20 protein-coding genes and 1 tRNA gene are annotated in these 22,416 nt (G+C 68.2%); 11 read left to right on the top strand and 10 right to left on the bottom strand.

The annotated features are described in order from the left end of the window. The first annotated feature begins 445 nt into the window (after nt 1-445). Nucleotides 446-1,267: an alpha/beta fold hydrolase gene (locus N8A90_RS03745; RefSeq protein ID WP_262073594.1), complete on the top strand. Its 822-nt coding sequence runs from the start codon at nt 446-448 to the stop codon at nt 1,265-1,267. Between the two features lie 17 nt (nt 1,268-1,284). Then, nucleotides 1,285-1,980 carry a dienelactone hydrolase family protein gene (locus N8A90_RS03740; protein ID WP_262073308.1) on the top strand — a complete coding sequence of 232 codons (696 nt, stop codon included), beginning with the start codon at nt 1,285-1,287 and terminating at the stop codon, nt 1,978-1,980. Nucleotides 1,981-2,013: 33 nt separating this feature from the next. Here the strand turns inward: N8A90_RS03740 and N8A90_RS03735 are convergent, their stop codons facing one another. The 5 genes from N8A90_RS03735 to N8A90_RS03715 form a co-directional block, all read right to left on the bottom strand. Beyond that, on the bottom strand, nt 2,014-3,306 hold the full coding sequence (locus tag N8A90_RS03735) for an ATP-binding protein (RefSeq protein ID WP_262073307.1): 1,293 nt from the start codon (nt 3,304-3,306) through the stop codon (nt 2,014-2,016). 1 nt (nt 3,307) lies between these two features. Further along, a complete protein-coding gene (locus N8A90_RS03730) occupies nt 3,308-4,786 on the bottom strand; it encodes an ATPase domain-containing protein (RefSeq protein WP_262073305.1) in 1,479 nt (492 codons plus the stop codon). Beyond that, a complete protein-coding gene (locus tag N8A90_RS03725) occupies nt 4,783-5,199 on the bottom strand; it encodes a hypothetical protein (protein WP_262073304.1) in 417 nt (138 codons plus the stop codon). The genes N8A90_RS03730 and N8A90_RS03725 overlap by 4 nt, the downstream gene beginning before the upstream one ends. Before the next feature lie 226 nt (nt 5,200-5,425). Beyond that, on the bottom strand, nt 5,426-6,901 hold the full coding sequence (locus N8A90_RS03720) for an NAD-dependent succinate-semialdehyde dehydrogenase (protein ID WP_262073303.1): 1,476 nt from the start codon (nt 6,899-6,901) through the stop codon (nt 5,426-5,428). Further along, a complete protein-coding gene (locus N8A90_RS03715) occupies nt 6,898-8,166 on the bottom strand; it encodes a 4-aminobutyrate--2-oxoglutarate transaminase (protein WP_262073302.1) in 1,269 nt (422 codons plus the stop codon). The genes N8A90_RS03720 and N8A90_RS03715 overlap by 4 nt, the downstream gene beginning before the upstream one ends. Before the next feature lie 134 nt (nt 8,167-8,300). Between N8A90_RS03715 and N8A90_RS03710 the strand changes: the two genes are divergently transcribed. Together N8A90_RS03710 and N8A90_RS03705 are read left to right on the top strand one after the other, a co-directional pair. After that, nucleotides 8,301-9,857 carry a PLP-dependent aminotransferase family protein gene (locus tag N8A90_RS03710; protein ID WP_262073301.1) on the top strand — a complete coding sequence of 519 codons (1,557 nt, stop codon included), beginning with the start codon at nt 8,301-8,303 and terminating at the stop codon, nt 9,855-9,857. A 13-nt stretch (nt 9,858-9,870) separates the two neighbouring features. Further along, on the top strand, nt 9,871-11,178 hold the full coding sequence (locus N8A90_RS03705) for a M20 family metallopeptidase (protein WP_262073300.1): 1,308 nt from the start codon (nt 9,871-9,873) through the stop codon (nt 11,176-11,178). A gap of 25 nt (nt 11,179-11,203) precedes the next feature. On the opposite strand, the gene N8A90_RS03700 is transcribed toward N8A90_RS03705, so the two are convergent. Beyond that, nucleotides 11,204-12,037, bottom strand: coding sequence for an AraC family transcriptional regulator (locus N8A90_RS03700; RefSeq protein ID WP_262073299.1), 834 nt, complete (start codon nt 12,035-12,037; stop codon nt 11,204-11,206). Between the two features lie 318 nt (nt 12,038-12,355). Between N8A90_RS03700 and N8A90_RS03695 the strand changes: the two genes are divergently transcribed. Together N8A90_RS03695 and N8A90_RS03690 are read left to right on the top strand one after the other, a co-directional pair. After that, nucleotides 12,356-13,282, top strand: a complete 927-nt coding sequence (locus tag N8A90_RS03695; RefSeq protein ID WP_262073298.1) for a 2-hydroxyacid dehydrogenase — start codon at nt 12,356-12,358, stop codon at nt 13,280-13,282. 55 nt (nt 13,283-13,337) lie between these two features. Further along, nucleotides 13,338-14,063: a class II aldolase/adducin family protein gene (locus N8A90_RS03690; RefSeq protein ID WP_262073297.1), complete on the top strand. Its 726-nt coding sequence runs from the start codon at nt 13,338-13,340 to the stop codon at nt 14,061-14,063. A gap of 95 nt (nt 14,064-14,158) precedes the next feature. Here the strand turns inward: N8A90_RS03690 and N8A90_RS03685 are convergent. The 4 genes from N8A90_RS03685 to N8A90_RS03670 all read right to left on the bottom strand — a co-directional run bounded on the left by N8A90_RS03685 (nt 14,159) and on the right by N8A90_RS03670 (nt 16,140). Further along, a tRNA-Gly gene (locus N8A90_RS03685) sits at nt 14,159-14,234 on the bottom strand. A 92-nt stretch (nt 14,235-14,326) separates the two neighbouring features. Then, the gene (locus N8A90_RS03680; RefSeq protein WP_262073296.1) at nt 14,327-14,584 is read right to left on the bottom strand and encodes a hypothetical protein; all 258 of its coding nucleotides are present in this window, start codon (nt 14,582-14,584) and stop codon (nt 14,327-14,329) included. A 9-nt stretch (nt 14,585-14,593) separates the two neighbouring features. Further along, nucleotides 14,594-15,370, bottom strand: coding sequence for an SDR family NAD(P)-dependent oxidoreductase (locus tag N8A90_RS03675; RefSeq protein WP_262073295.1), 777 nt, complete (start codon nt 15,368-15,370; stop codon nt 14,594-14,596). After that, entirely contained in the window at nt 15,367-16,140 is a 774-nt protein-coding gene (locus N8A90_RS03670; protein WP_262073294.1) for a Crp/Fnr family transcriptional regulator, read from the bottom strand. The genes N8A90_RS03675 and N8A90_RS03670 overlap by 4 nt, the downstream gene beginning before the upstream one ends. 85 nt (nt 16,141-16,225) lie before the next feature. On the opposite strand from N8A90_RS03670, the gene N8A90_RS03665 reads away from it, so the two are divergent. The 5 genes from N8A90_RS03665 to N8A90_RS03645 are packed head-to-tail and all read left to right on the top strand — an operon-like array spanning nt 16,226 to nt 22,380. Then, nucleotides 16,226-18,205 (top strand): AMP-dependent synthetase/ligase, encoded by a 1,980-nt coding sequence (locus N8A90_RS03665; protein ID WP_410087632.1) that lies wholly within the window; start codon nt 16,226-16,228, stop codon nt 18,203-18,205. After that, on the top strand, nt 18,202-18,999 hold the full coding sequence (locus N8A90_RS03660; RefSeq protein ID WP_262073293.1) for an ABC transporter ATP-binding protein: 798 nt from the start codon (nt 18,202-18,204) through the stop codon (nt 18,997-18,999). Before N8A90_RS03665 ends, N8A90_RS03660 begins: the two co-directional genes overlap by 4 nt. Nucleotides 19,000-19,001: 2 nt before the next feature. After that, nucleotides 19,002-19,931: a branched-chain amino acid ABC transporter permease gene (locus N8A90_RS03655; RefSeq protein WP_262073292.1), complete on the top strand. Its 930-nt coding sequence runs from the start codon at nt 19,002-19,004 to the stop codon at nt 19,929-19,931. Between the two features lie 12 nt (nt 19,932-19,943). Then, complete coding sequence (locus N8A90_RS03650; RefSeq protein ID WP_262073291.1) at nt 19,944-21,008, top strand: branched-chain amino acid ABC transporter permease; 1,065 nt, start codon at nt 19,944-19,946, stop codon at nt 21,006-21,008. A 55-nt stretch (nt 21,009-21,063) separates the two neighbouring features. Beyond that, nucleotides 21,064-22,380: an ABC transporter substrate-binding protein gene (locus N8A90_RS03645; protein ID WP_262073290.1), complete on the top strand. Its 1,317-nt coding sequence runs from the start codon at nt 21,064-21,066 to the stop codon at nt 22,378-22,380. Nucleotides 22,381-22,416 lie beyond the last annotated feature (36 nt).

Here is a 22,416-nt window from a genome sequence, read left to right as displayed (position 1 = left end):
CATGTTGAGATCCCGTCGCGCCCCGGTCGTGGTGGGCGCACGCGCATTGGAAGGCGCCGCGCCGCGTGCCATTGTGACCAGGCGACGCGCATCGTCGACAGCGGACATACGGCGCGCACGCCCGTTCCGCGCCATCTCCCCCCATTGACCGATGCGCGCGCGCGCCATTCGGGTTCCCATCGATGCGCCATCGGACGGAAGCCTTTCGCCCCTTCGGGGAGACGCCCTTGCGATGGCCGGCCTGCAGACTTTCCGCAGGCACAACGCCCCATCAGGAGTCCCCGTGAACGAATCCCCGACCACCTTCCTCGCCGACCTGTCGCGCCGCCAGCTGCTGCTGGCGGGCGGCGCGGCGGCCGTGACCGCCGCCATGGCCCTGCCAGGCTGCGCCGCAGGTGGCAGCCCTTTCCCATCCCATCAACCGCTCTCCAAAGGAAACCAACCCATGCCCACCATCACCACCAAAGACGGCACCCAGATCTACTACAAGGACTGGGGCACCGGCCAGCCCATCGTGTTCTCGCACGGCTGGCCGCTCTCGGCCGACGACTGGGACATCCAGATGCTGTACTTCCTGCAGAAGGGCTACCGCGTAATCGCGCACGACCGCCGCGGCCATGGCCGCTCGACCCAGACCTGGACCGGCAACGACATGGACACCTATGCCGACGACCTGGCCGCGCTGACCGAAGCACTCGACCTGAAGAACGCGATCCACATCGGCCACTCCACCGGCGGCGGCGAAGTCGCCCGCTACATCGGACGCCACGGCACCAAGCGCGTCGCCAAGGCCGTGCTGATCAGCGCCGTGCCGCCCATCATGGTGAAGACCGCCGCCAACCCGGGCGGCCTGCCGATCGAGGTGTTCGACGGCATCCGTGCCGGCGTGGCCGCCAACCGCTCGCAGTTCTACATGGACCTCACGATCCCCTTCTACGGCTACAACCGGCCGAACGCCAAGGTGTCCGAAGCCATCCGCACCGAATGGTGGCGCCAGGGCATGGCCGGCGGCGTGAAGGCGCACTACGACTGCATCAAGGTCTTCTCCGAAACCGACTTCACGGAAGACCTGAAGAAGATCGACGTGCCCACCCTCGTGATGCACGGCGACGACGACCAGATCGTGCCCTACCAGGACGCCGCCGTGCTGTCGGCCAAGCTGGTGAAGGGCGCCACGCTCAAGATCTACCCGGGCTACCCGCACGGCATGTTCAAGACGCATGCGGACGTCATCAACGCCGACCTGCTGAGCTTCATCAAGGGCTGAGCCCGAGGCGGACCCCGATGAACAGCGTGACCATCACCACGCCGGACGGCGACTTCGCGGCCTACGCGGCACGCCCGGCGCCGGGCGCGAAGCCCGCGCCCGCCATCGTGGTCTGCCAGGAGATCTTCGGCATCAACGCCGACCTGCGCGCCACCTGCGACGCGCTGGCGGCGCAGGGCTTCATCGCCCTGTGCCCCGACCTGTTCTGGCGCCTCGAACCGGGGCTGGACCTGTCGCCGGACACCGACTGGCCGCGGGCCCTGGCGCTCTACCAGGCCTACGACCTGGACGCCGGCGTGCGCGACGTGGCCGCCACGCTCGAGGCCGCCCGGCATCTGCCGGTTGCCTCGGGCAAGGTCGGGCTCATGGGCTTCTGCCTCGGCGGGCTCATGACCTTCCTGACGGCCGTGCGTGCGGCCCCCGACGCGGCCGTGGCGTACTACGGCGGCCGCACGAACGAGTTTCTAAATGAAGCGCCGGGGCTGACCGCGCCGTTGCTCATGCACCTGGGCGAGGACGACGAGTTCATCGACCCGGCCGCGCAGCAGGCCATCGTCGACGCACTGGCCGGCAAGCCGAACGTCGAGGTCTACCGCTACCCCGGCTGCATGCATGCCTTCGCGCGGCACGGGGGCGCGCACTACGACGCGGCGGCCGCACGGCTGGCCAATGCCCGAACGCACGATTTTTTCAAGGCACGGCTGCAGGCATGACCCGACACGTGCGTCGAGGACGTGGTGCCGGCCTCAGGGGTTGATCGCGCGTCTCGCGGCGAAGTGACGCTGGATCAACGCGAGGATGGCGTCGAAATCAGCCGGCTTCGCCACGTGGCAATCGAAGCCCGACGCCAGCGTTCTGGCCCGGTCGGCGGGTGAGTCATACCCCGTGAGCGCGATCAGCAGCGGTTCGAGGCCGTCCTCCTTCTTCTCGAGGCGAATGCGTTTCCCGACCTCGTAGCCGCTCATGCCGGGAAGGCCGATGTCGCACAGCACGACCTCCGAGCGCTGCCGCGCGAAGGTGGCGAGCGCGGTGAGCCCGTCGCGGGCGACTTCCACCTCATGGCCGGACACCTGCAGCAGCATGGCGAGCATGTCGCCGGCATCCTGGTTGTCGTCGACGACCAGGACGCGCGCGGGGCCGAAGCCGAGTTCGCTCGCGTGCGCCGGGGCCGGCTCGGCCACATGGTCGATCCGCGGGAGAACGACCGTGAATTCGGTCCCTCGACCGACACCGTCGCTGTGCACCGAGATCGTCCCGCCGTGCAGTTCCACCATGCTGCGCACCACGGCAAGCCCCACACCCAGGCCGCCATGGCTGCGGCTCAGCGAGCGCTCCTCCTGCGTGAAGAGGTCGAAGATGCCCTCGATCGCCTCTTCGGCGATGCCGCCTCCGTTGTCCTTCAGACGCAGCACCACGGACGCCCCGTCCTGGCGAACGCTCAGGTCGATGGCGCCATCGTCGGGGGTGTATTTGCTGGCGTTGTGCAGCAGGTTGCCGACGACTTGCGCCAGGCGCGTGGGGTCGCCGTTCACATAGAGCGGGGATGGCGGCAGGGTCAGGGTGAGTGTCTGGTGCTGGGACTCGATGAGGGATCGGGTCGTCTCGACCGCTTCATCCACGAACTCGGCCACCGAGGTCGGCCTTCGGCGCAAGGTGACCTTGCCGCTGGTCACCCGCGACGCATCGAGCAGGTCGTCCAGCAGGCGCGCCATGTGCGCCACCTGACGGCCGACGATGTCGCTGATCGCCTTGACGCGCGGGTCGACCGGCTCGAGCCGCTCCAGGAGCGTCGCCGCACTCCGGATGGGCGCCAGGGGGTTGCGCAGTTCGTGCGCCAGCATGGCAATGAACTCGTCCTGCTGCCGCTTGACCCGCTTCGCGGCCTCGCCGAGCTGCTCGGCGGCAAGGGTCGCATGAACGAGGTGCGCATTGGCTTCCTGCATGTCCTGCAGGCGACGCTCGGCCAACGCCTGCGGGCCGGGCGGCCGACCATGGCCGGCACCGGGTTCACGCTGAGCGTCACGGGGCCGGCGGTTCATCTCAGGCTCCGGCGGCGCCGCCGATCAGCCGTGGGTGCCCCGTCAGCATCGCGTCCATGGCGGGGACCGGCCCACCGATCACCAGCCCCGCATCGGTGATCTCGTAGGGCCGAAGATCATGGCTGTGGACGCTGTTTCGCACCTTCACGACGCCCATTACCCGCTTGAGCTGGCCTTTGAATTCGACATAGCGCTGCACGATGATCGCGTCGGTCAGGAAAGCCGTGCCGTACGGGCTGAAGCGCAGGTCGGTGTATCGGTCTTCGAGTTCGGAAATCAGCAGCACCGCCACGCCCAGGCCCGTGAGCACCGCGATCATGCGATGCAGCGACTCCTTGAAGTCCTCCCGGAAGGTCGGTGCCAGGGCCAGCTCGAAGCCGGAGAGGGAATCGATCACCACCCGGGTGGCCCCGGTGCGTTCGATCATCTCCGTCAGCGCATACAGCGTTTCATCGATGGACAGGTCCAGCGCGCGCGTGTCGATCACGCCCACCTGCCCGTTGGCGATCAGTTCGTCCAGCTTGAGCTTGTGCGAGCGTGCCGGACTCTTCTCGAATGCGGCGAGGACACCCTTTTCGCCGACCCGCGCACCCTCGGCCAGGAACGCCGCCGCGAGTTGCGACTTGCCCGATCCCGAAGGGCCGGAGACCAGCAGCGAGTAGCCGGCCGGCAACCCCCCACCCATCAGCTCGTCGAGCAGCGGAACGCCCATCGACAGCCTCGCGGGCACCGTGCTCTGCCTGCTGCCGGTGTTGTCGGGGGGCATATGACCGCTGGTGATGGTGCGGGGAAAGATATGCACCCCGTCGCTGCTGATGCGAAAGGTGTGCAGCCCCGGGATCGTGGCGTGTCCGCGCATCTTCATGATCTGGATCTTGCGAACCATCGAATTGCGCTCGACGCTCTGCGCCATCCACAGGATGCCGTCGGCCACGGTGAAGATCGGATTGGCCTGCGCCTCCAGGGCGACGTATTCGCCGATGAGGAAGGTGGTGGCCTGCCAGGTGGTCAACAGCATCCCCAGCCGCTGAACGAAGCGCTGAAGATCGAGCTCGTCCTTGCCGACCACCCGTGCGGCCTGCACGACCGATCGAAAGGAATCGACCATCACCAGGGAGGGCTCGAACCGCTCCACCTCTTCGACGATCCGCGCGAGCACCCGGTCGTAATCCCCGGACACCAGTTCATCGGCCAGGTTGATGAAGCGGATCGAATCGTTGACCTTGGCCGCATCGAAGAAGCTGTACTGCTGCTGGTAGCGCAGCATCTTCAGCGGCGGCTCGCCCAGCACCGTGAAGAAGATGGCGCGGCGCTGGGGGTTGGCGAGCGCGAACATGATCTGATGCGCCAGGGTGGTCTTGCCCGAGCCGGGGGCCCCCGCAATCAGGTTGAAGGAGAATTCCGCAAGCCCTCCGGTCAGGAGCGCATCGAGGCCCGGGACGCCCGTGGGCAAGCGCTGGATGACAACCTTGTCGATCATTGAAGGCTCTCGTGAGAAGTGGGTGCGGCATCGGGCAGGTTCCACGCGGAATGCAGCATGCGCCGAGTCAGGGGCTGTCCGATCAGGGAGATGAGGTGATCGACCAGGGTTAAGAGCAGGAATTCACCCGCCGCGCGGCAGCCCGCTGGCGGACGCGCCGCCAGGTCGTCGCGCAACGCGTCGAGGGTCTTGTCGGTGATGACCGCCGAAGAAACCAGGGTCCATCCGACCGTGGTGCGCGTGCGGTGCACGGCATGGGCGATCAGCGAGGACGCCGCCTGCACGCCCACCACCATGGTGAGTTCCGCATGCAGGGACTTCAGGGCGCCGACGATGGCTCGCGCGACGTCGGCCGGGGGGGCGGCGTCGTCGGCACACTGCGAAATGACTCGCTTGACTATGTCGCTTGGCATGGCCCTCCGGCTCAGGGTGTGAAGTGCTCTATCGCCTGTCCCAGGCAACGGCCATCGGCACCGCATTGCCAATGCTTTTGAACGGGACCGGGGCTCGAACGGAACCGGTGTGGCTCGACCCTACCGCATTTCTGCCGGTCGGGCCGTAGGTATTCTGGCCGCATTCGATGCCGCCGGGATCGCCCGGGGCAGTGAACGGGTGCGACGCGGCTGTGGCGTCAGCCTGTCAGTCCTGCAGGCAGAGGTACTTGAGCTCGAGGTAGTCCTCGATGCCATGGCGCGAGCCCTCGCGGCCCAGGCCCGACTGCTTGACGCCGCCGAAGGGCGCGACCTCGTTCGAGATCAGGCCGGTGTTGATGCCGACCATGCCGGTCTCCAGCTGCTCGCTCACGCGCCAGATGCGGCGTCGGTCTTCGGTGAAGAGGTAGGCCGCCAGGCCGAACTCGGTGGCGTTGGCCATCGCGATGGCCTCGGCGTCGGTCTCGAAGCGGAAGATCGGCGCCAGCGGGCCGAAGGTTTCCTCGCGCGCCACGCGCATCGCCTGCGTCACGCCGGTCATCACGGTCGGCGTGAAGAAGGTGCCGCCCAGCGCATGCGGCTGGCCGCCGGTGCGCAACTGCGCACCCTGCGCGAGCGCGTCGTCGATGTGCTGGCGCACCTTGGCAACGGCGCGGTCGTCGATCAGCGGGCCCTGCGTCACGCCCGGTTCGAGGCCGTTGCCCACCGGCATGGCCTCGACCGCCTTGACCAGCCGCTCGACCAGCGCGTCGTGGATGCCGGCCTGCACGTAGATGCGGTTGGCGCACACGCAGGTCTGGCCGGCGTTGCGGAACTTCGACGCGACGATGCCCTGCACGGCGGTGTCGAGGTCGGCATCGTCGAACACGATCAACGGCGCGTTGCCGCCGAGTTCGAGCGACAGCTTCTTGAGGGTCGGCGCGCACTGCTGCATCAGGAGGCGGCCGACGCCGGTCGAGCCGGTGAAGCTCAGCTTGCGCACCACGTCGCTCTCGCACAGCGCGCTGCCGATGGCCGGCGCGTCGCCGGTCACGATCTGCAGCACGCCGGGCGGCAGGCCGGCTTCGAGCGCCAGCACGCCCAGCGCGAAGGCGCTCAGCGGCGTCAGCTCCGCCGGCTTCACGACGATGGTGCAGCCCGCGGCCAGCGCGGGGCCGACCTTGCGCGTGATCATCGCGGCCGGGAAGTTCCACGGTGTGATGGCGGCGCACACGCCGATGGCCTGCTTGAGCACCACCATGCGCTGGCCGTCGCGCTGCGGCTGCAGCACCTCGCCGTCGACGCGCTTGGCTTCTTCGGCGAACCATTCGAGGAAGGACGCGGCGTAGGCGATCTCGCCCTTGGCCTCGGCCAGCGGCTTGCCCTGCTCCAGCGTCATCAGGCGGCCCAGATCGTTCTGGTGCGCGAGCATCAGGTCGGCCCATCGGCGCAGCACCTGGGCGCGGTCGCGTGCGGTGCGGGCGCGCCAGGTCGGCAGCGCGGCGGCGGCGCCGGCGATGGCGCGCTCGGTCTCGGCGCGGCCCATGTGCGGGACGGTGGCGATGACCTGGCCGGTCGCCGGGTCGGTCACGTCGACCGTGCGGCCGCCGTCGGCCTGCACCCATTGGCCGTCGATGAGGCCGGCCTGCTTCACCAGGTCGGCACGGGCCAGGCCGAGGCCTTGTGTCGGGATATGCGCGTTCATGCCTTCAGCGCCTCATCGATGATGTCCAGCGCGCGGTCGAACTGCGCGTCGGGGATGGTCAGCGGGTACAGGAAGCGGATCACGTTGCCGTACATGCCGCAGTTCAGCAGCAGCAGGCCCTGTTCCATCGCCCTGGCCTGCACGCGCTTGACCGCGTCGGCGTCGTGCGCGCCGGTGGCCGGGTCGCGCAGTTCGATGGCGACCATCGAGCCCTGTGCCCGCACGTCGGCGATGGCCTGGTTCGATTCCTTCGCGGCCAGCAGGCGCGCGACCAGCTTCGCGCCCAGCGCGGTCGAGCGCTCGCACAGCTTCTCGTCGGCGATCACGTCCAGCACGGCGAGGGCCGAAGCGACGGCCAGCGGGTTGCCCGCGTAGGTGCCGCCCAGGCCGCCCGGTGCGGGCGCGTCCATGATGGCGGCGCGGCCGGCCACGGCCGACAGCGGCATGCCGCCGGCCAGGCTCTTGGCCATGGTGATCAGGTCGGGCTCGACGCCGTGGTGCTGCATCGAGAACAGCTTGCCGGTGCGCGCGAAGCCGCTCTGCACCTCGTCGGCGATGAAGACGATGCCGTGCGCATCGCACAGCGCGCGCAGGCCCTTCATCAGTTCGGTCGGCGCGACGTTGAAGCCGCCCTCGCCCTGCACCGGCTCGATGACGATCGCGGCCACGCGCTGCGGGTCGATGTCGGTCTTGAAGAGCCTGGCCAATGCGGCCAGCGCGTAGTCCACGCTAACGCCTTCGATCGCGCTCGGGAAGGGCACGTGGAACACGTCGGCCGGGAAGGGACCGAAGCCGATCTTGTACGGCGCGACCTTGCCGGTCATGGCCAGCGTCATCAGCGTGCGGCCGTGGAAGGCGCCGCCGAAGGTGACGATGCCGGCGCGGCCGGTGTGGGCGCGGGCGATCTTCACCGCGTTCTCCAGCGCTTCGGCGCCGGTGGTGAAGAAGGCCGTCTTCACCGGGCCGCTGATCGGCACCAGCTTGTTCAGGCGCTCGGCCAGCGTCACCACGCTTTCGTACGGAACGATCTGGTAGGCCGTGTGCGTGAACTGCTTCAACTGCGCGGCGATGGCCGCCTCGATGCGCGGATGGCGGTGGCCGGTGTTGACCACCGCGATGCCGGCGGCGAAGTCGATGTATTCGCGGCCTTCCACGTCCCACAGGGTCGCGTTCTCGGCGCGTTGGGCGTAGAAGTCGCACATCACGCCCACGCCGCGGGGCGTGGCGGCGAGGCGGCGGGTCTGGAGTTCGCGGTTGCGGGTCATGGTCGGGTCCGGTGGAAGGTGGGTCGGGCGGAAAGCGGAAAGCGGAAAGCGTGATTGAATGGCGGATTGGCTCCACCGAAAAGATCCGCTTCCAGCAATTGGATGGAGCCAATGGAGATCGACTTTTTCCGACCATGCAATCCATCTGCGCCGACCTCGTGCTGCAGCGCCTGGCGCCCGACACCGGGACCGCGCTCAACCGCCAGCTCTACGAGTGCCTCCGCGAAGCCATCCTCGACGGCAGTCTGCCGCCGTCGAGCGCCCTGCCCGCCTCGCGCGACCTGGCGCGCGAACTCACCATGTCGCGCAACACCGTGCTGCATGCCTATGCGCAGTTGCAGGCCGAGGGCTACGTGCATTCGCGCGTGGGCAGCGGCACCTTCGTGGCCGAGACCGCGCCCGACAGCTTTCTCAGCGCCGGTCGTGCGATGGCCGAGCCCGCCGCCACCAGTGCACCGGTGCGGCTGTCGAAACGCGCGCAGGCCCTGCTGGCCAACGCCTCGGCCGCGCCGGTGCAATGGGGCGCCTTCATGCCGGGCGTGCCCGACGTCACGCAATTCCCGCACCGCACCTTCAGCCGCATCCTCACGCGGCTGTGGCGCGCGCCGGCGCCCGAGCTGCTGACCTACGCGCATGGCGGGGGCCACCCCGCGCTGCGCGCCGCCATCGCCGAACACCTGCGCGTGGCGCGCTCGGTGCGTTGCGAACCCGACCAGATCCTGGTGACCGAGGGCGTGCACCAGGCCATCGACCTGTCGCTGCGCATGCTGGTCGACCCGCGCGACACGGTGTGGGTCGAGGAGCCGGGCTACTGGGGCTTCCACAAGGTGCTGCAGATGGACGCGGCCCGGGTGCGGCCGCTGCAGGTCGAGCCCGCCGACGACGGCCCCGCGTGCAACGCTACGGGCTGGCCGCGCGGCGGCAAGGCGCCACGGCTCATCTTCGTCACACCGTCGCACCAGTACCCGCTGGGGGCGGTGATGAGCCTGGCGCGGCGGCGCGAACTGCTCGACCATGCCCGCGCCTCGGGCGGCTGGATCGTCGAGGACGACTACGACAGCGAGTTCCGCTTCGCCGGCCGGCCGATCCCCGCCATGCAGGGGCTGGAGGCCGACAGCCCGGTGATCTACATCGGCACCTTCAGCAAGACGCTGTTCCCCGGCCTGCGCGTGGGCTACATGGTGCTGCCGCGCGCACTGGCGCCGGCCTTTCGCACGGCGCACGCCGACCTCTACCGCGAAGGCCACGCCATCACCCAGCTGGCGCTGGCCGAGCTGATCACAGAGGGCCACTACGCCGCGCACATCCGCCGCATGCGGGTGCTCTATGCGCGCCGGCGCGCGCTGCTGGTCGGGCTCATCACCGAGCACCTGGGCAGTGAGTTCCTGCACCCGCAAGCCAGCAATGCAGGGCTGCACCTGGTGCTGCGCCTGCCCGATGGCTGCGACGACGTGGCCATCGCCGCCGCGGCGCAGGCGCAGGGCGTGCTGACGCGGCCGCTGTCGGCCTACTACCGCCGCGCCGGTGCGCGGCGCGGCCTGCTGCTGGGCTATGCGTGCGTCCAGGAAGCGCACATCGCCCCCGCCTTCGAGCGGCTGCTGCACTGCCTGCGGGCGGCGGGGATCGGGTCGGTCGGCGCGCTTTCGACAGTGCGCGGCCCATTTCGAACAACGCCGGCCGCGGTCCGGTGAAAGAATGGGCCCCATGCAAGCAACCACCCCCGAAGTCGTGGCGGATGAAGCCGCCATCGCCGCCGCCGCCCATGCCCTGCGCGGCGAGGCCGTCGCCATGCTGAGCGAACTGGTCACGCACCCGTCCCTCCTCGGCCACGAGCAGAGCGCGCAGACCTTCATGGCGAAGGCCTTCGCCGGCCTCGGGCTGCAGGTGGACGAATTCCAGATCGACGAGGAGAAGCTGAAGGCCCACCCGGGCTATTCGCCCTCGATCGTCTCCTACGAAGGCCGCACCAACGTGGTCGGCATCCACCGCCCCAGTGGCCCGTTCAAGGGCAGCTCGCTGATCTTCAACGGCCACATCGACGTGGTGCCCACCGGCGCCGAGGTGCTGTGGACCGACCCGCCCTTCTCCGGCAAGGTCGACGGCGACCGGCTGTACGGCCGGGGCGCGTCGGACATGAAGGCGGGCATCGTGGCCTACACGATGGCCTTCAAGGCGCTGAAGTCGCTGGGGCTCGAGCCTGCGTCGCCGGTGTACTTCCAGTCGGTGATCGAAGAGGAATGCACCGGCAACGGCGCCCTCGCCTGCCTGGTGGAAGGCTACCGCGCCGACGCGGCCGTCATCCCCGAGCCGATTTCCGAGAACGGCGTCATGACCTGCCAGTTGGGCGTGCTGTGGCTGGCCATCGAGGTGTTGGGCAAGCCGGTGCACGCCTCGGTCGCGCAGACCGGCGTGGGCGCCATCGACTTCACGATGTACCTCTTCGGCGAACTGAAGAAGCTCGAAGAGAAATGGAACGCACCGAGCGCGCGCTACCGTAGCTACGCGCACCACAACCACCCGGTGAACTTCAACCTCGGGAAGATCAGCGGTGGCGAGTGGGCCTCGTCGGTGCCCTCGGCCTGCCGCGCCGACGTGCGCATCGGCTTCTTTCCCGACATGAAGGTCGCGCAGGCCAAGCAGCAGGTCGAGGCCGTGCTGGCCGCCGCCTACGAAGCCCACCCGGCCCATGCGGCGCTGAGCTACAAGCTCGTCTACGAAGGCTTCCAGGCCGACGGCTGCCACGTGCCGGACGACGCGCCGATCGTGCAGGCGATCTCGAAGTGCCACCAGGACGTCGTCGGCACGACGCTGCAACCCACCGCCTTCACGGGCACGACGGACGCGAAGTTCTTCAACCTCTACGGCGAGACGCCCGCCATCTGCTACGGCCCTTCGGGCGGCGCCAACATCCACGGCATCGACGAGTGGGCATCGATCGATAGCCTGATGCAGACGACCGCGGTGCTGGCGGTGTTCATGGCGCGCTGGTGCGGCGTCAACAAGCTCGCTTGATGCGAACGACTGGCCGGCGCGCCAGTCAGTCAGCGTCGATGTCGTTGCGCCCGAGGTAATGCTTGGGCGTCTTGCCCATCACGCGGCGGAACATGGCGGTGAAGGCGCTCGGGCTCTCGTAGCCCAGGTCCATCGCCACGGTGGTGACGGCGGTGCCCATCGAGAGGCGGCGCAGCGCCTCCATCAGGCGCAGTTGCTGGCGCCACAGCGTGAAAGTGATGCCGGTTTCGTCGCGGAACAGCCGCGTGAGCGTGCGGCGGCCGAGCGCGCCGAAACGCGCCCAGTCTTCGAGGTCGCCTTCGCGGCCCGGGTCGGCCAGCAGCGCCTTGCAGATGCGCAGCAGGCGCGGGTCGTTGGGCATCGGCACATGCAGCGGCACCTTGGGCGCGGCGCAGATCTCGTCGAGGATGAGCCGCATCACGCGGCCGTCGCGCCCCGCCTCGTCGTACAGCAGCGGAATGTCGATGGCCTCGATGATGAGCTGGCGCATCAGCGGCGACACCTCGATCACGCAGCACTCGTCGGGCAGGCCGGGCGAGGCGTCGGGCTGGATATAGAGCGAGCGGTTCGACACGGTCTGGCCGCGCGCGTGCATCTCGTGCTCGATGCCGCCGGGCACCCAGACGGCGCGGTTGGGCGGCACCAGCCAGGCGCCTTCCTGGGTGTGCAGCGTGAACATGCCCTTGACCGCATACGCCAGCTGCGCGCGCGGGTGCGAGTGGCGCGGCACGATCATCGAGGGCTCGGGGTCGTGCTCCACGATGATCATCGAGACCGGCCGCGGGATGTCCTGGTAGTCCTGGAAGACCTGGCTGCGGACGGGGTTCGGGGTGCGCATCATCGAGGTGCCAAAGTACATGGGAAATGACGCAAGAAATGCGCCGACGGCGGTCGACCGACGCAGACGGCACGAGCCCGCCCCCTGCCCGGGATCGCGCCAGAATGGCCTGCGCGAGACAGAACTCGGCTCGAACCACGCAATCGTCGCACGGCCGACTCCCTACACTGCCGCCGTCGACGACGCAAAGCGCGGCACACCGGCGGGCCGCTCGCGCCCCGCGAAGGTCCGGCGCGCGCATCCGCGTTCAGAATAGCCCGTCCGAACCGGTGGGTGGCGGGGCGTCACCCCACGGTCGACGCAGCACGCACTGCCCCCTCCACCTCTGATTTCCGCTTCATGACCATCGTCGCCCTGCTGAGCCAAACCGCCAACCTCGACTTCCTCCGCCCCATGCTGACGGAGGCCAACCCCGCGCTCGACGTCGTCACCTGGCCCGACCCGCGCTGCCTCGACGCCGAGGTCGCCGTCTGCTGGAATTCGCCGCCCGGCGTCTATGCGCAGATGCCCCATCTGCGCCTGGTCCACAGCATCGCCGCCGGTGTCGACAACGTCGTGGCCGAGCAGGACGTGAGCGCCTTGCCGGTCTGCCGCGTGGTCGACCCGATGCTGGCCGAAGGCATGCTGCAGTTCGTGCTGTGGGGGGTGCTGCACTTCCACCGCAAGCTGGACCAGGCGATGGCCAGCCAGCGCATCCACGAATGGAAGCGCCCCCGGCAGACGCCGGCCTCGGCATGCCGCGTCGGGCTGATGGGCATGGGCGAACTCGGCGGCCACATCGCCAGGCGCCTGCCCCTGCTCGGCTACCCGGTGAGCGGCTGGGCGCGCACGCCGCGCGAGATTGCGGGCGTCACGATGTTCAGCGGCGAGGAAGGCTACGACGCCTTCCTCGCGCAGACCGACGTGCTGGTGTGCCTGCTGCCGCTCACGGCGCAGACGCGCGGCATCCTCGGCGAGCGCACCTTCTCGGCCCTGCCCCAGGGCGCGGCGCTGATCCATTGTGGCCGCGGCGAGCACCTGGTCGAAAACGATCTGATCGCGGCGCTGGGCAGCGGCCAGTTGCGCGGCGCCATCGTCGACGTGTTCGAGCAGGAGCCGCTGCCGGCCGACCATCCGCTGTGGACCACCCCCGGCCTGGTCGTCACGCCCCACATGGCGACCATGGCCACCTACGACGTCGTGGTGCAACAGGTGGTGCGCAACATCGCGCAGATGCACGAGGGCGCGCCCTACTTCAACCAGGTCGACATGGCGCGCGGCTACTGACGCAAGCGCACCACGACAACCCGACGCCATCTCCCTCCCCGACCGGACAACCCGCATGACCGCCCCCCTCACCGACGCCGAAATCCAGACACGCCGCGACCTCGCTGCGCTGTACCGCCTGGTCGCCCACTTCCGGATGACCGACCTGATCGACACGCACATCAGCGCGCGCATCCCGGGCACGCCGGACCACTTCCTCATCAACCGCTACGGCGTGCTGTTCCACGAGATGCGGCCGGAAGACCTGGTGAAGATCGACCCGACCGGCGCGGCGGTCGAAGCCAAGGACACGACCGAACGCGTCAACGCCGCCGGCTTCACCATCCATTCGGCCGTGCACATGGCGCGGCACGACCTAGCCTGCGTGATCCACACCCATACGGCCGACGGCATCGCGGTGTCGTGCCAGGAAGAGGGCCTGCTGCCCATCTCGCAGCACGCGCTGAAGTTCTACGGCCACCTCGCGTACCACGACTACGAAGGCATCGCGCTCGACCTGGACGAACGCGACCGCCTGGTCGCGAGCCTGGGTGAACACCGCGTGATGATCCTGCGCAACCACGGCCTGCTGGCCGCCGGCCGCACCATCGCGGAGGCCTTCCTCAACATCTACTTCCTGGAGCGCGCCTGCCAGGCGCAGACGAAGGCACTGAGCGGCGGGCAGAAGATCATCTACCCGCCCGTGGCCGTGCGCGAACGCACCGCCGACCAGTTCAACCGCGAGGAAGGGCTGGCGCATGCGCAGCTGGCGTGGGAATCGGCGCTGCGGCTGATCGCCTGAGGGCCGACAGGGCCGGTTTGAATGAAGGCCGGCAGGGCCGGTTTGAATCGGCCATGAAAAAGGCCACCTCGTGAGGTGGCCTTTTCATCTGGATCTGGAGCGGGATAAGAGACTCGAACTCTCGACCTATACCTTGGCAAGGTATCGCTCTACCAACTGAGCTAATCCCGCATTGCAAGCCCACGATTATAGCCCATAAAAAGCGGCCCACCTTTTCCTCCGATCCGCGACCCGTTCAGCGGCCGCTGCATCGGGGCACGGCATCAGTCCGGCACGAACTTCGCCTTGAACTTCGCCTCGTCGGCCGCGTCCTCGAAGGTGGCGAGCTGGCCGGCCTTGTTGTCGACGATGCGGTGGGCCGCGAACAGGCTGTAGCGGCCCTTCAGGTAGTAGCTCTCCATCTCGATGAACATGTACGGATAGGGCACGAACACCTGGTGGGCGAACACCACCCGGTGCAGGTTGCGCGGGTTGGGGAAGAGCTTGTACTCCCCGGTGGTGATGGCTTGGGCGGTGGCCATGGCGCGCGCTCAGGCAGGGTCGCGCACGTCGGCGGTCGGCTTGGCGCCGAAGTCCGCGCGGGCGAGGTAGGCCAGCACCTTGGCGGCGGCGGTGGCGGGCGAGTCGAGCAGGCCGTCGGCCTTGAGCTTCTCGAAGCGGCCGCGGTCGGGGAACAGCGCCGCATCGGTGCCGCGCATGGCGATCTGCATGTCGGTGTCGATCACGCCGGGCGCGAGCGAGACGATCTTTGCGCCGTTGGGGCGCAGCGCCTCTTCCAGCGCAACGGCGCGCGAGAAGTGGTCCATGCCGGCCTTGGCCGCGCAGTACGGCGCCTGGCTGGCCATCGCGTTGCGGCCGAGGCCCGACGAGATGTTCAGCACCTTGCGCACGCCGCGCCATTGCGCCGTGGCGCGCAGGAAGGCGGCCGTGAGCAGCAGCGGCGCCTCGAGGCCGATGCGCAGCGACTGCACGAGGTCCGACGCATCCGCCTTTTCCAGCGGGCCGAGGCGGCCGACGGTGCCGGCGTTGTTGATCAGCGTGACGCTGTCGAAGGCCTGGGCGTCCTGCTCCGCCAGCCAGGCGCCGACGCGCTCGGCGGCGGCTTCGGGTGCGGCCAGGTCGAAGGACCATTGCAGCAGCGTGGCGCCGGCAGCCTTCGCCTTGGCGGCCAGTGCGTCGTCGGTCTTGCGCGAGATGCACACGAGCGTGTGGCCGGCGTCGAGCAGCTGTTCGGCCATGGCGCGGCCCATGCCGCGGGAGGCGCCGGTGAGGAGGGTGAGATGCGTGGTGCGTTGCAGGATGCTCATGGCGTTGATTTCCGGGGAAGAGAAGACAGGGTGATGGACGTCGAATTCGGTGCGATGGCGCTGCTGCGCAGGGCCGCGAGGTCGAGCACGCGCAGGCCACCGTACTCGACCTGGATCATGCCCTGTGCCTCGAGCGTGCGCAGCGCCTCGTTCACGCGCTGGCGCGACAGGCCGATGAGATAGGCCAGTTCCTGCTGGGTGATGCGCAGCAGCTCGCCCACGCCGGGAAACAGCACCGGGTTGAACAGTGCCGCCAGGTTGCGCGCCACGCGCACGTCGGGATTGTTCTGCCGGTCGGCCTCGCGCGCTGCGATGAACTGGCCGAGCCGCTCGTTGAGCTGGTTCATCACGAAGCGGTTGAAGCCGATCGAGTGGTCGAGCAGCCAATGGAAGTCGTCGATCGGCAGCCCGCCGATCACACTGCGGCGCAGGGCCTGGATGTTGTAGCGGTAGGGCTCGCGCTTCATCGCCGTGCCCTCGCCGAACCAGCCGCCGGGCGGCAGGCCGCTGTAGGTCATCGAGGTGCCGTCGGCGTTGTCGTTGCTCATCTTGAGCAGGCCTTCGACCACGCCGAACCAGTAGGTGGGCGAGCCGCCGATGCGGCAGACCAGGTCGCCCGGCTCGGCTTCGCCGACCACCAGCGCGGCCTCGGTGCGGCGGCGCTCGGCGGCGCTCAGGGCGTCGAGCCAGGGGATGTTGCGCAGCTCGTCCGGCCGCGCCGGGCGGGCGCGGTCACGGATGGCGTTGCGTCCGCGGTCGGCGTGAACCATCGGGAAAGTCCGGGGGAGTGGTGACCCTAGGATTGTCGTTGGAACGACAACTTGGCGTCAAAGCGCGGCCTACAGTCCGCCCATCGTGAACATTCGTACACCGGTCCCCCCTGCCGCCGACACCTTCCCTCGCCTGCTGCTCGCGTATGCCGCGCAGCAGCCCGACGCGCCGGCGGTGCGCGAAAAAGACCTCGGCATCTGGCAGACCTGGAGTTGGGCCGACACGGCACAGGCCGTGCGCGAGATGGCCTGCGGCCTGGCGAGCCTGGGCTTCAGGCCCTTCGACAACCTGGCCATCGTCGGCGCCAACCGGCCCCACCTCTACATGGCCGTCGTCGCGGCGCAGAGCCTGCGCGGCGTGCCGGTGCCGCTCTACCAGGATGCGGTCGCGGCCGAGATGGTCTTCATGCTGAACGATGCATCGATCGAATTCGTGATCGCCGAAGACCAGGAGCAGGTCGACAAGCTGCTCGAGTGCCGCGAACTGCAGCAGACGCAGGGCCAGACGCACGCCATCCGCCACATCATCTACGACGACCCGCGCGGCCTGCGCCACTACACGCAGCCGGGGCTGATGAGCTTCGAGCAACTGCGCGAACGCGGGCGCGCCTTCGAGGTCGAAAACCGCGGCTTCTACGACGCGGCCGTGGCCAGCGGCGTGAGCACCGATGTCGGCGTGATCCTCTACACCTCCGGCACCACCGGCCGGCCCAAGGGCGTGTGCCAGACGCATGCGAGCTTCATCGCCGCGGGCCATGGCGGCGTGGTCACCGACAAGCTCGGGCCGGGCGACAACATCATGAGCTACCTGCCGATGGCGTGGGTGGGCGACCACCTGTTCTCGGTGGCGCAGTGGCTGGTCGGCGGCTTCACGCTCAACTGCCCCGAGTCGGCCGCGACGGTGATGAACGACATGCGCGAGATCGGCCCGAGTTACTACTTCGGCCCACCGCGCACGTTCGAAGGCCTGCTGACGGCCGTGTCGATCCGCATGGAAGATGCGGCCGCGCCGAAGCGCTGGCTCTACGCCAAGTGCATGACCCTGGCCCAACGCGTGGGCGCGGACATCCTCAACGGCACGCCCGTGAGCGCCCTCGACCGCTTCAAGTACGCGCTGGGCGACCTGCTGGTGTACGGGCCGCTGCGCAACGTGCTGGGCATGAGCCGCATCCGGGTGGCCTACACGGCGGGCGCGGCCATCGGGCCGGACCTGTTCCGCTTCTACCGCTCGATCGGCGTCAACCTCAAGCAGTTCTACGGCCAGACCGAGACCTGTGCCTACGTCTGCCTGCAGCAGGACGGCAAGGTCAAGCTGCAGACCGTCGGCACCGCGGCGCCGGGCATGGAACTGCGCATCGCCGACAACGGCGAGGTGCTGGTCCGCGGCGTGTCGGTGCTCAAGGAGTACTACAAGCGCCCCGACGCCACGGCCGAGGTGCTCGATGCCGACGGCTACTTCCACACCGGCGACGCCGGCGTGCTCGACAGCGAAGGGCACCTCCGCATCATCGACCGCGCGAAGGACGTGGGCCGCCTGCACGGCGGCGCGATGTTCGCGCCCAACTACATCGAGAACAAGCTGAAGTTCTTCCCGCAGATCAAGGAAGCCGTGTGCTTCGGTGATGCACGCGACCAGGTCTGCGCCTTCATCAACATCGACTACGAAGCGGTCGGCAACTGGGCCGAGCGGCGTGGCCTGGCCTATGGCGGCTACGTCGACCTGGCCGGCAAGCCGGAGGTGCTGACACTGATCGCCGACTGCGTGCAGAAGGTGAACGCCGACCTGGCCGCCGAGACCGGCATGGCCGACACGCAGATCGCCCGCTTCCTGGTGCTGCACAAGGAGCTCGACCCCGACGACGACGAGATGACCCGCACGCGCAAGGTGCGGCGTGGTTTCGTCGCGCAGAAGTACGCGGTGCTGGTCGATGCGCTGTACGGCGGCAAGGCCGAGCAGTTCATCGAGACGCAGGTGAAGTTCGAGGACGGCCGCACCGGCTCGGTCAGCGCGACGCTGCCGATCGTCGATGCGAAGCGTTATCCCGAAGTGAAGGCCGCGGCATGAGCGACAGAAAAACCGGCGACGTCATTCTGGACGTGCAGAACATCAGCCTGAGCTTCGGCGGCGTGAAGGCGTTGACGGACATCAGCTTTGACGTGCGAGAGCACGAGGTGCGCGCGATCATCGGCCCCAACGGCGCGGGCAAGAGCTCGATGCTCAACTGCATCAACGGCGTGTACCAGCCGCAGCAAGGCTCCATCACCTTCCGCGGCGAGGTCTTCAAGCACATGAACTCGCGCCAGGTGGCGCAGATGGGCGTGGCGCGCACCTTCCAGAATCTGGCGCTCTTCAAGGGCATGAGCGCACTCGACAACATCATGACGGGCCGCAATCTGCAGATGAAGAGCGGCCTGCTCGCACAGGCCTTCCGCAACCCCTTCGGCTGGGGCTCGGCCGAGCGCGAGGAGCTGCAGCAGCGCGAGTTCGTCGAACGCATCATCGACTTCCTCGAGATCCAGGCCTTTCGCAAGACGCCGGTCGGCCAGCTGCCCTACGGCCTGCAGAAGCGCGTCGACCTCGGCCGCGCGCTGGCGATGGAGCCGCAGGTGCTGCTGCTCGACGAGCCGATGGCCGGCATGAACGTGGAAGAGAAGCAGGACATGAGCCGCTTCATCCTCGACGTGAACGACGAATTCGGCACGACCATCGTGCTGATCGAGCACGACATGGGCGTGGTGATGGACATCTCCGACCGCGTGGTGGTGCTCGACTACGGCAAGAAGATCGGCGACGGCACGCCCGATGAAGTGCGCAACAACGAAGACGTGATCCGGGCATACCTGGGCGTGGAACATTGACCATGGGCTTTTTCCTCGAAACCCTGTTCGGCGGCCTGATGGTCGGCATGCTGTACGCGCTGGTCGCGCTCGGCTTCGTGCTGATCTTCAAGGCCTCCGGCGTCTTCAACTTCGCGCAGGGCGCGATGGTGCTGTTCGCGGCGCTGGCGATGGCGCGCTTCTCGGAATGGTTCCCGCAGTGGTTCCATTTCGACAACAAGCTTCTGGCGAATGTGCTCGGCTTCGTCGCTGCCGCGCTGTGCATGGTCGGCGTCGCCTGGGCGGTCGAGCGCTTCGCGCTGCGGCGGCTGGTCAACCAGGAAGGCATCACGCTGCTGATGGCGACGCTGGGCATCGCCAACGTGCTCGACGGTGGCGGCCAGCTGATCTTCGGCAGCGCCACCTACAAGATCGACATCGGCATGCCGAAGGACCCGATGCTGGTGCTGGAGAACGTCTTTCCGGGCGGCCTGCTGCTCAACAAGGAAGACCTGTACGCGGCGGTCGCCGCGGCCGCCCTGGTCGCGCTGCTCACCCTCTTCTTCCAGAAGACGCGCACCGGCCGCGCGCTGCGTGCGGTGGCCGACGACCATCAGGCGGCGCAATCGATCGGCATTCCGCTCGGGCGCATCTGGGTCATCGTCTGGTCGGTGGGCGGGCTCGTCGCACTGGTCGCCGGGATCATCTGGGGCAGCAAGCTGGGCGTGCAGTACTCGATCTCGCTGGTGGCGCTGAAGGCCTTTCCAGTGGTGATCCTCGGCGGGCTCACGTCGGTGCCGGGCGCGATCCTGGGCGGCCTGATCATCGGCGTGGGCGAGAAGCTCTCGGAGATCTACCTCGGCCCGTACGTGGGCGGCGGCATCGAGAACTGGTTCGCCTATGTGCTCGCACTCGCCGTGCTGCTAATCCGGCCGCAGGGCCTGTTCGGCGACAAGATCATCGACCGCGTCTGAAGAAGCCACCCCATGTTCTACAGAGAAAACGGTCAATTCAAGAGCAGCTACCGCGCGGACCTGGCGCTGTTCCCGATCGCGCAGGATCGCTGGGCGATGCTCGCGCTCGCGGCGATCTGCTTCGTCGCTGTGCCGATGCTCGTGAGCGACTACGCCTTCCGCGCCGTGCTCATCCCCTTCCTCATCCTGTCGCTGGCGGCCATCGGCCTGAACATCCTGGTGGGTTACTGCGGCCAGATCTCGCTGGGCACCGGCGCTTTCATGGCGGTGGGCGCGTACGCGGCCTACAACCTGCAGGTGCGCATCGACGGCATGCCGCTGGTGCTGTCGATCCTCGGCGGCGGCGTGGCGGCGATGGCGCTGGGCGTGGTCTTCGGCATTCCGAGCCTGCGCATCCGCGGGCTGTACCTGGCGGTGGCGACGCTCGCCGCGCAGTTCTTCATCGACTGGTTCACCAACCGCGTGAAGTGGGTGACCAACGATTCGCCCTCGGGCTCGGTGGGCGTGCGCTCGCTGGAGATGCTCGGCTACGAATTCAGCACGCCGGTTCAGAAGTACCTGCTGTGCCTGTGCTTCGTGGTGGTGTTCGGCATGCTCGCGAAGAACCTGGTGCGCGGCGCCATCGGCCGCGAGTGGATGGCCATGCGCGACATGGACGTGGCCGCCGCCGTGATCGGCATCCGCCCCGTGTACGCCAAGCTCACGGCCTTCGCGGTCAGCAGCTTCATCGTCGGCGTGGCTGGTGCGCTGTGGGGCTTCGTGCACCTGGGTGCGTGGGAGCCGGCGGCCTTCGGCATCGAGAAGTCGTTCCAGCTGCTGTTCATGATCATCATCGGCGGGCTGGGGTCGATCGCCGGCTGTTTCTTCGGTGCGGCCTTCATCGTGCTGCTGCCGCTCTTGCTGAACTACGTGCCGCACTGGCTGGGCCTGCCGCTTTCGACGGCGACCGCGTCGCACCTGGAACACATGATCTTCGGCGCGCTGATCGTGTTCTTCCTGATCGTCGAGCCGCACGGCCTGGCGCGGCTGTGGTCGACCGCGCGGCAGAAGCTGCGGCTCTGGCCCTTCCCGCACTGATCCCCCATTGATTTCCGTTCCCGCACACACCGTGCTCATTACAAGGAGACAAGCCATGCAATTCAGGAATCTCGCACGCACCGCGGCACTCGCCGCTGCGGGGCTTTCGATGGTCGTCGCGGGCACGCTCGCGCAGGCCCAGCCGGCCGAGCAGTTCGTGCCGCTCTTGGTCTATCGCACCGGTCAGTTCGCGCCGCTGGGCATCCCATGGGCCGACGGCAAGCAGGACTACCTGAAGCTGGTGAACGCCCGCGACGGCGGCGTCAACGGCGTCAAGCTGACCTTCGAGGAATGCGAATTCGCCTACGACGCGGCCAAGGGCGTGGAGTGCTACGAGCGCCTGAAAGGCAAGGGCACCGGCGCCTCGGGCTTCGACACGCAATCGACCGGCGTGACCTTCGCCGTGAGCGACAAGGCCATCGTCGACAAGATCCCGGTGGAGACGCCCGGCTACGGCCTGTCGCAGTCGGCCGACGGCACGGTGTTCGAGTGGAACTTCCCGCTGCTGGGCACCTACTGGACCGCCGCCGACGTGATGATGCAGGACATCGCCAAGAAGGAGAAGGGCAACCTCAAGGGCAAGAAGATCGCGCTGGTCTACCACGACTCGCCCTACGGCAAGGAGCCGATCGCGCTGCTGCAGAAGCGTGCCGCGGCGCAGGGCTTCGAGCTGGCGCTCTTCCCCGTCACGCCACCCGGCGTGGAGCAGAAGTCGGTCTGGCTGCAGATCCGCCAGCAGAAGCCCGACTACGTGCTGTTCTGGTCGGCCGGCGTGATGACGCCCGCCGGCATCCGCGAGGCACAGGCCAGTGGCTACCCGCGCGAGAAGATCTACGCGATCTGGTGGGCCGGCTCGGACCATGACGTCAAGGACATCGGTGCCGGCGCCAAGGGCTACAACGCCATCACCATCCACAACAGCGCCGCCAAGGACAAGGTGCAGGACGACTTGAAGAAGTTCGTCTACGACAAGGGGCAGGGCACAGGTCCGGCCGACGAGATCGGCGCCCTGGCCCACACCCGCGGGATGATGATCTCGATGTTGCAGGTCGAGGCCATCCGCGCCGCGCAGGAGAAGTACGGCAAGGGCAAGTCGCTCACGCCCGAGCAGGTGCGCTGGGGCTTCGAGAACCTGAACCTCACGGCTGACCGGCTCAAGGCATTGGGCTTCGGCGAAATCATGCGGCCGGTGAAGACTTCGTGCGCCAACCACATGGGTGACGACTGGGCGCGCATCGTCCAGTGGGACGGCGGCAAGTGGGAGATCAAGTCCGACTGGTACCAGTCCGACAAGAGCTTCATCGACCCGCTGGTGAAGGAGTACGCGGCCAAGTACGCCAAGGACAAGAACATCAAGCCACGCGCCTGCTGATCGGCCTTCCGTGCCGGCTCGCGAGAGCCGGCATGC

It is taken from the genome of Variovorax sp. N23, assembly GCF_025486315.1.
Taxonomy (GTDB): Bacteria; Pseudomonadota; Gammaproteobacteria; order Burkholderiales; family Burkholderiaceae_C; genus Variovorax.
This window is presented reverse-complemented; position numbering and strand designations above follow the sequence as displayed.

Coding starts and splice junctions, on each gene's coding strand:
- N8A90_RS03710 (WP_262073301.1), top strand. CDS start 8,301: ATGCAATCCATCTGCGCCGACCTCGTGCTGCAGCGCCTGGCGCCCGAC.
- N8A90_RS03695 (WP_262073298.1), top strand. CDS start 12,356: ATGACCATCGTCGCCCTGCTGAGCCAAACCGCCAACCTCGACTTCCTC.
- N8A90_RS03675 (WP_262073295.1), bottom strand. CDS start 15,370: ATGAGCATCCTGCAACGCACCACGCATCTCACCCTCCTCACCGGCGCC.
- N8A90_RS03705 (WP_262073300.1), top strand. CDS start 9,871: ATGCAAGCAACCACCCCCGAAGTCGTGGCGGATGAAGCCGCCATCGCC.
- N8A90_RS03725 (WP_262073304.1), bottom strand. CDS start 5,199: ATGCCAAGCGACATAGTCAAGCGAGTCATTTCGCAGTGTGCCGACGAC.
- N8A90_RS03700 (WP_262073299.1), bottom strand. CDS start 12,037: ATGTACTTTGGCACCTCGATGATGCGCACCCCGAACCCCGTCCGCAGC.
- N8A90_RS03690 (WP_262073297.1), top strand. CDS start 13,338: ATGACCGCCCCCCTCACCGACGCCGAAATCCAGACACGCCGCGACCTC.
- N8A90_RS03655 (WP_262073292.1), top strand. CDS start 19,002: ATGGGCTTTTTCCTCGAAACCCTGTTCGGCGGCCTGATGGTCGGCATG.
- N8A90_RS03715 (WP_262073302.1), bottom strand. CDS start 8,166: ATGACCCGCAACCGCGAACTCCAGACCCGCCGCCTCGCCGCCACGCCC.
- N8A90_RS03740 (WP_262073308.1), top strand. CDS start 1,285: ATGAACAGCGTGACCATCACCACGCCGGACGGCGACTTCGCGGCCTAC.
- N8A90_RS03650 (WP_262073291.1), top strand. CDS start 19,944: ATGTTCTACAGAGAAAACGGTCAATTCAAGAGCAGCTACCGCGCGGAC.
- N8A90_RS03720 (WP_262073303.1), bottom strand. CDS start 6,901: ATGAACGCGCATATCCCGACACAAGGCCTCGGCCTGGCCCGTGCCGAC.
- N8A90_RS03670 (WP_262073294.1), bottom strand. CDS start 16,140: ATGGTTCACGCCGACCGCGGACGCAACGCCATCCGTGACCGCGCCCGC.
- N8A90_RS03730 (WP_262073305.1), bottom strand. CDS start 4,786: ATGATCGACAAGGTTGTCATCCAGCGCTTGCCCACGGGCGTCCCGGGC.
- N8A90_RS03680 (WP_262073296.1), bottom strand. CDS start 14,584: ATGGCCACCGCCCAAGCCATCACCACCGGGGAGTACAAGCTCTTCCCC.
- N8A90_RS03660 (WP_262073293.1), top strand. CDS start 18,202: ATGAGCGACAGAAAAACCGGCGACGTCATTCTGGACGTGCAGAACATC.
- N8A90_RS03745 (WP_262073594.1), top strand. CDS start 446: ATGCCCACCATCACCACCAAAGACGGCACCCAGATCTACTACAAGGAC.
- N8A90_RS03735 (WP_262073307.1), bottom strand. CDS start 3,306: ATGAACCGCCGGCCCCGTGACGCTCAGCGTGAACCCGGTGCCGGCCAT.
- N8A90_RS03645 (WP_262073290.1), top strand. CDS start 21,064: ATGCAATTCAGGAATCTCGCACGCACCGCGGCACTCGCCGCTGCGGGG.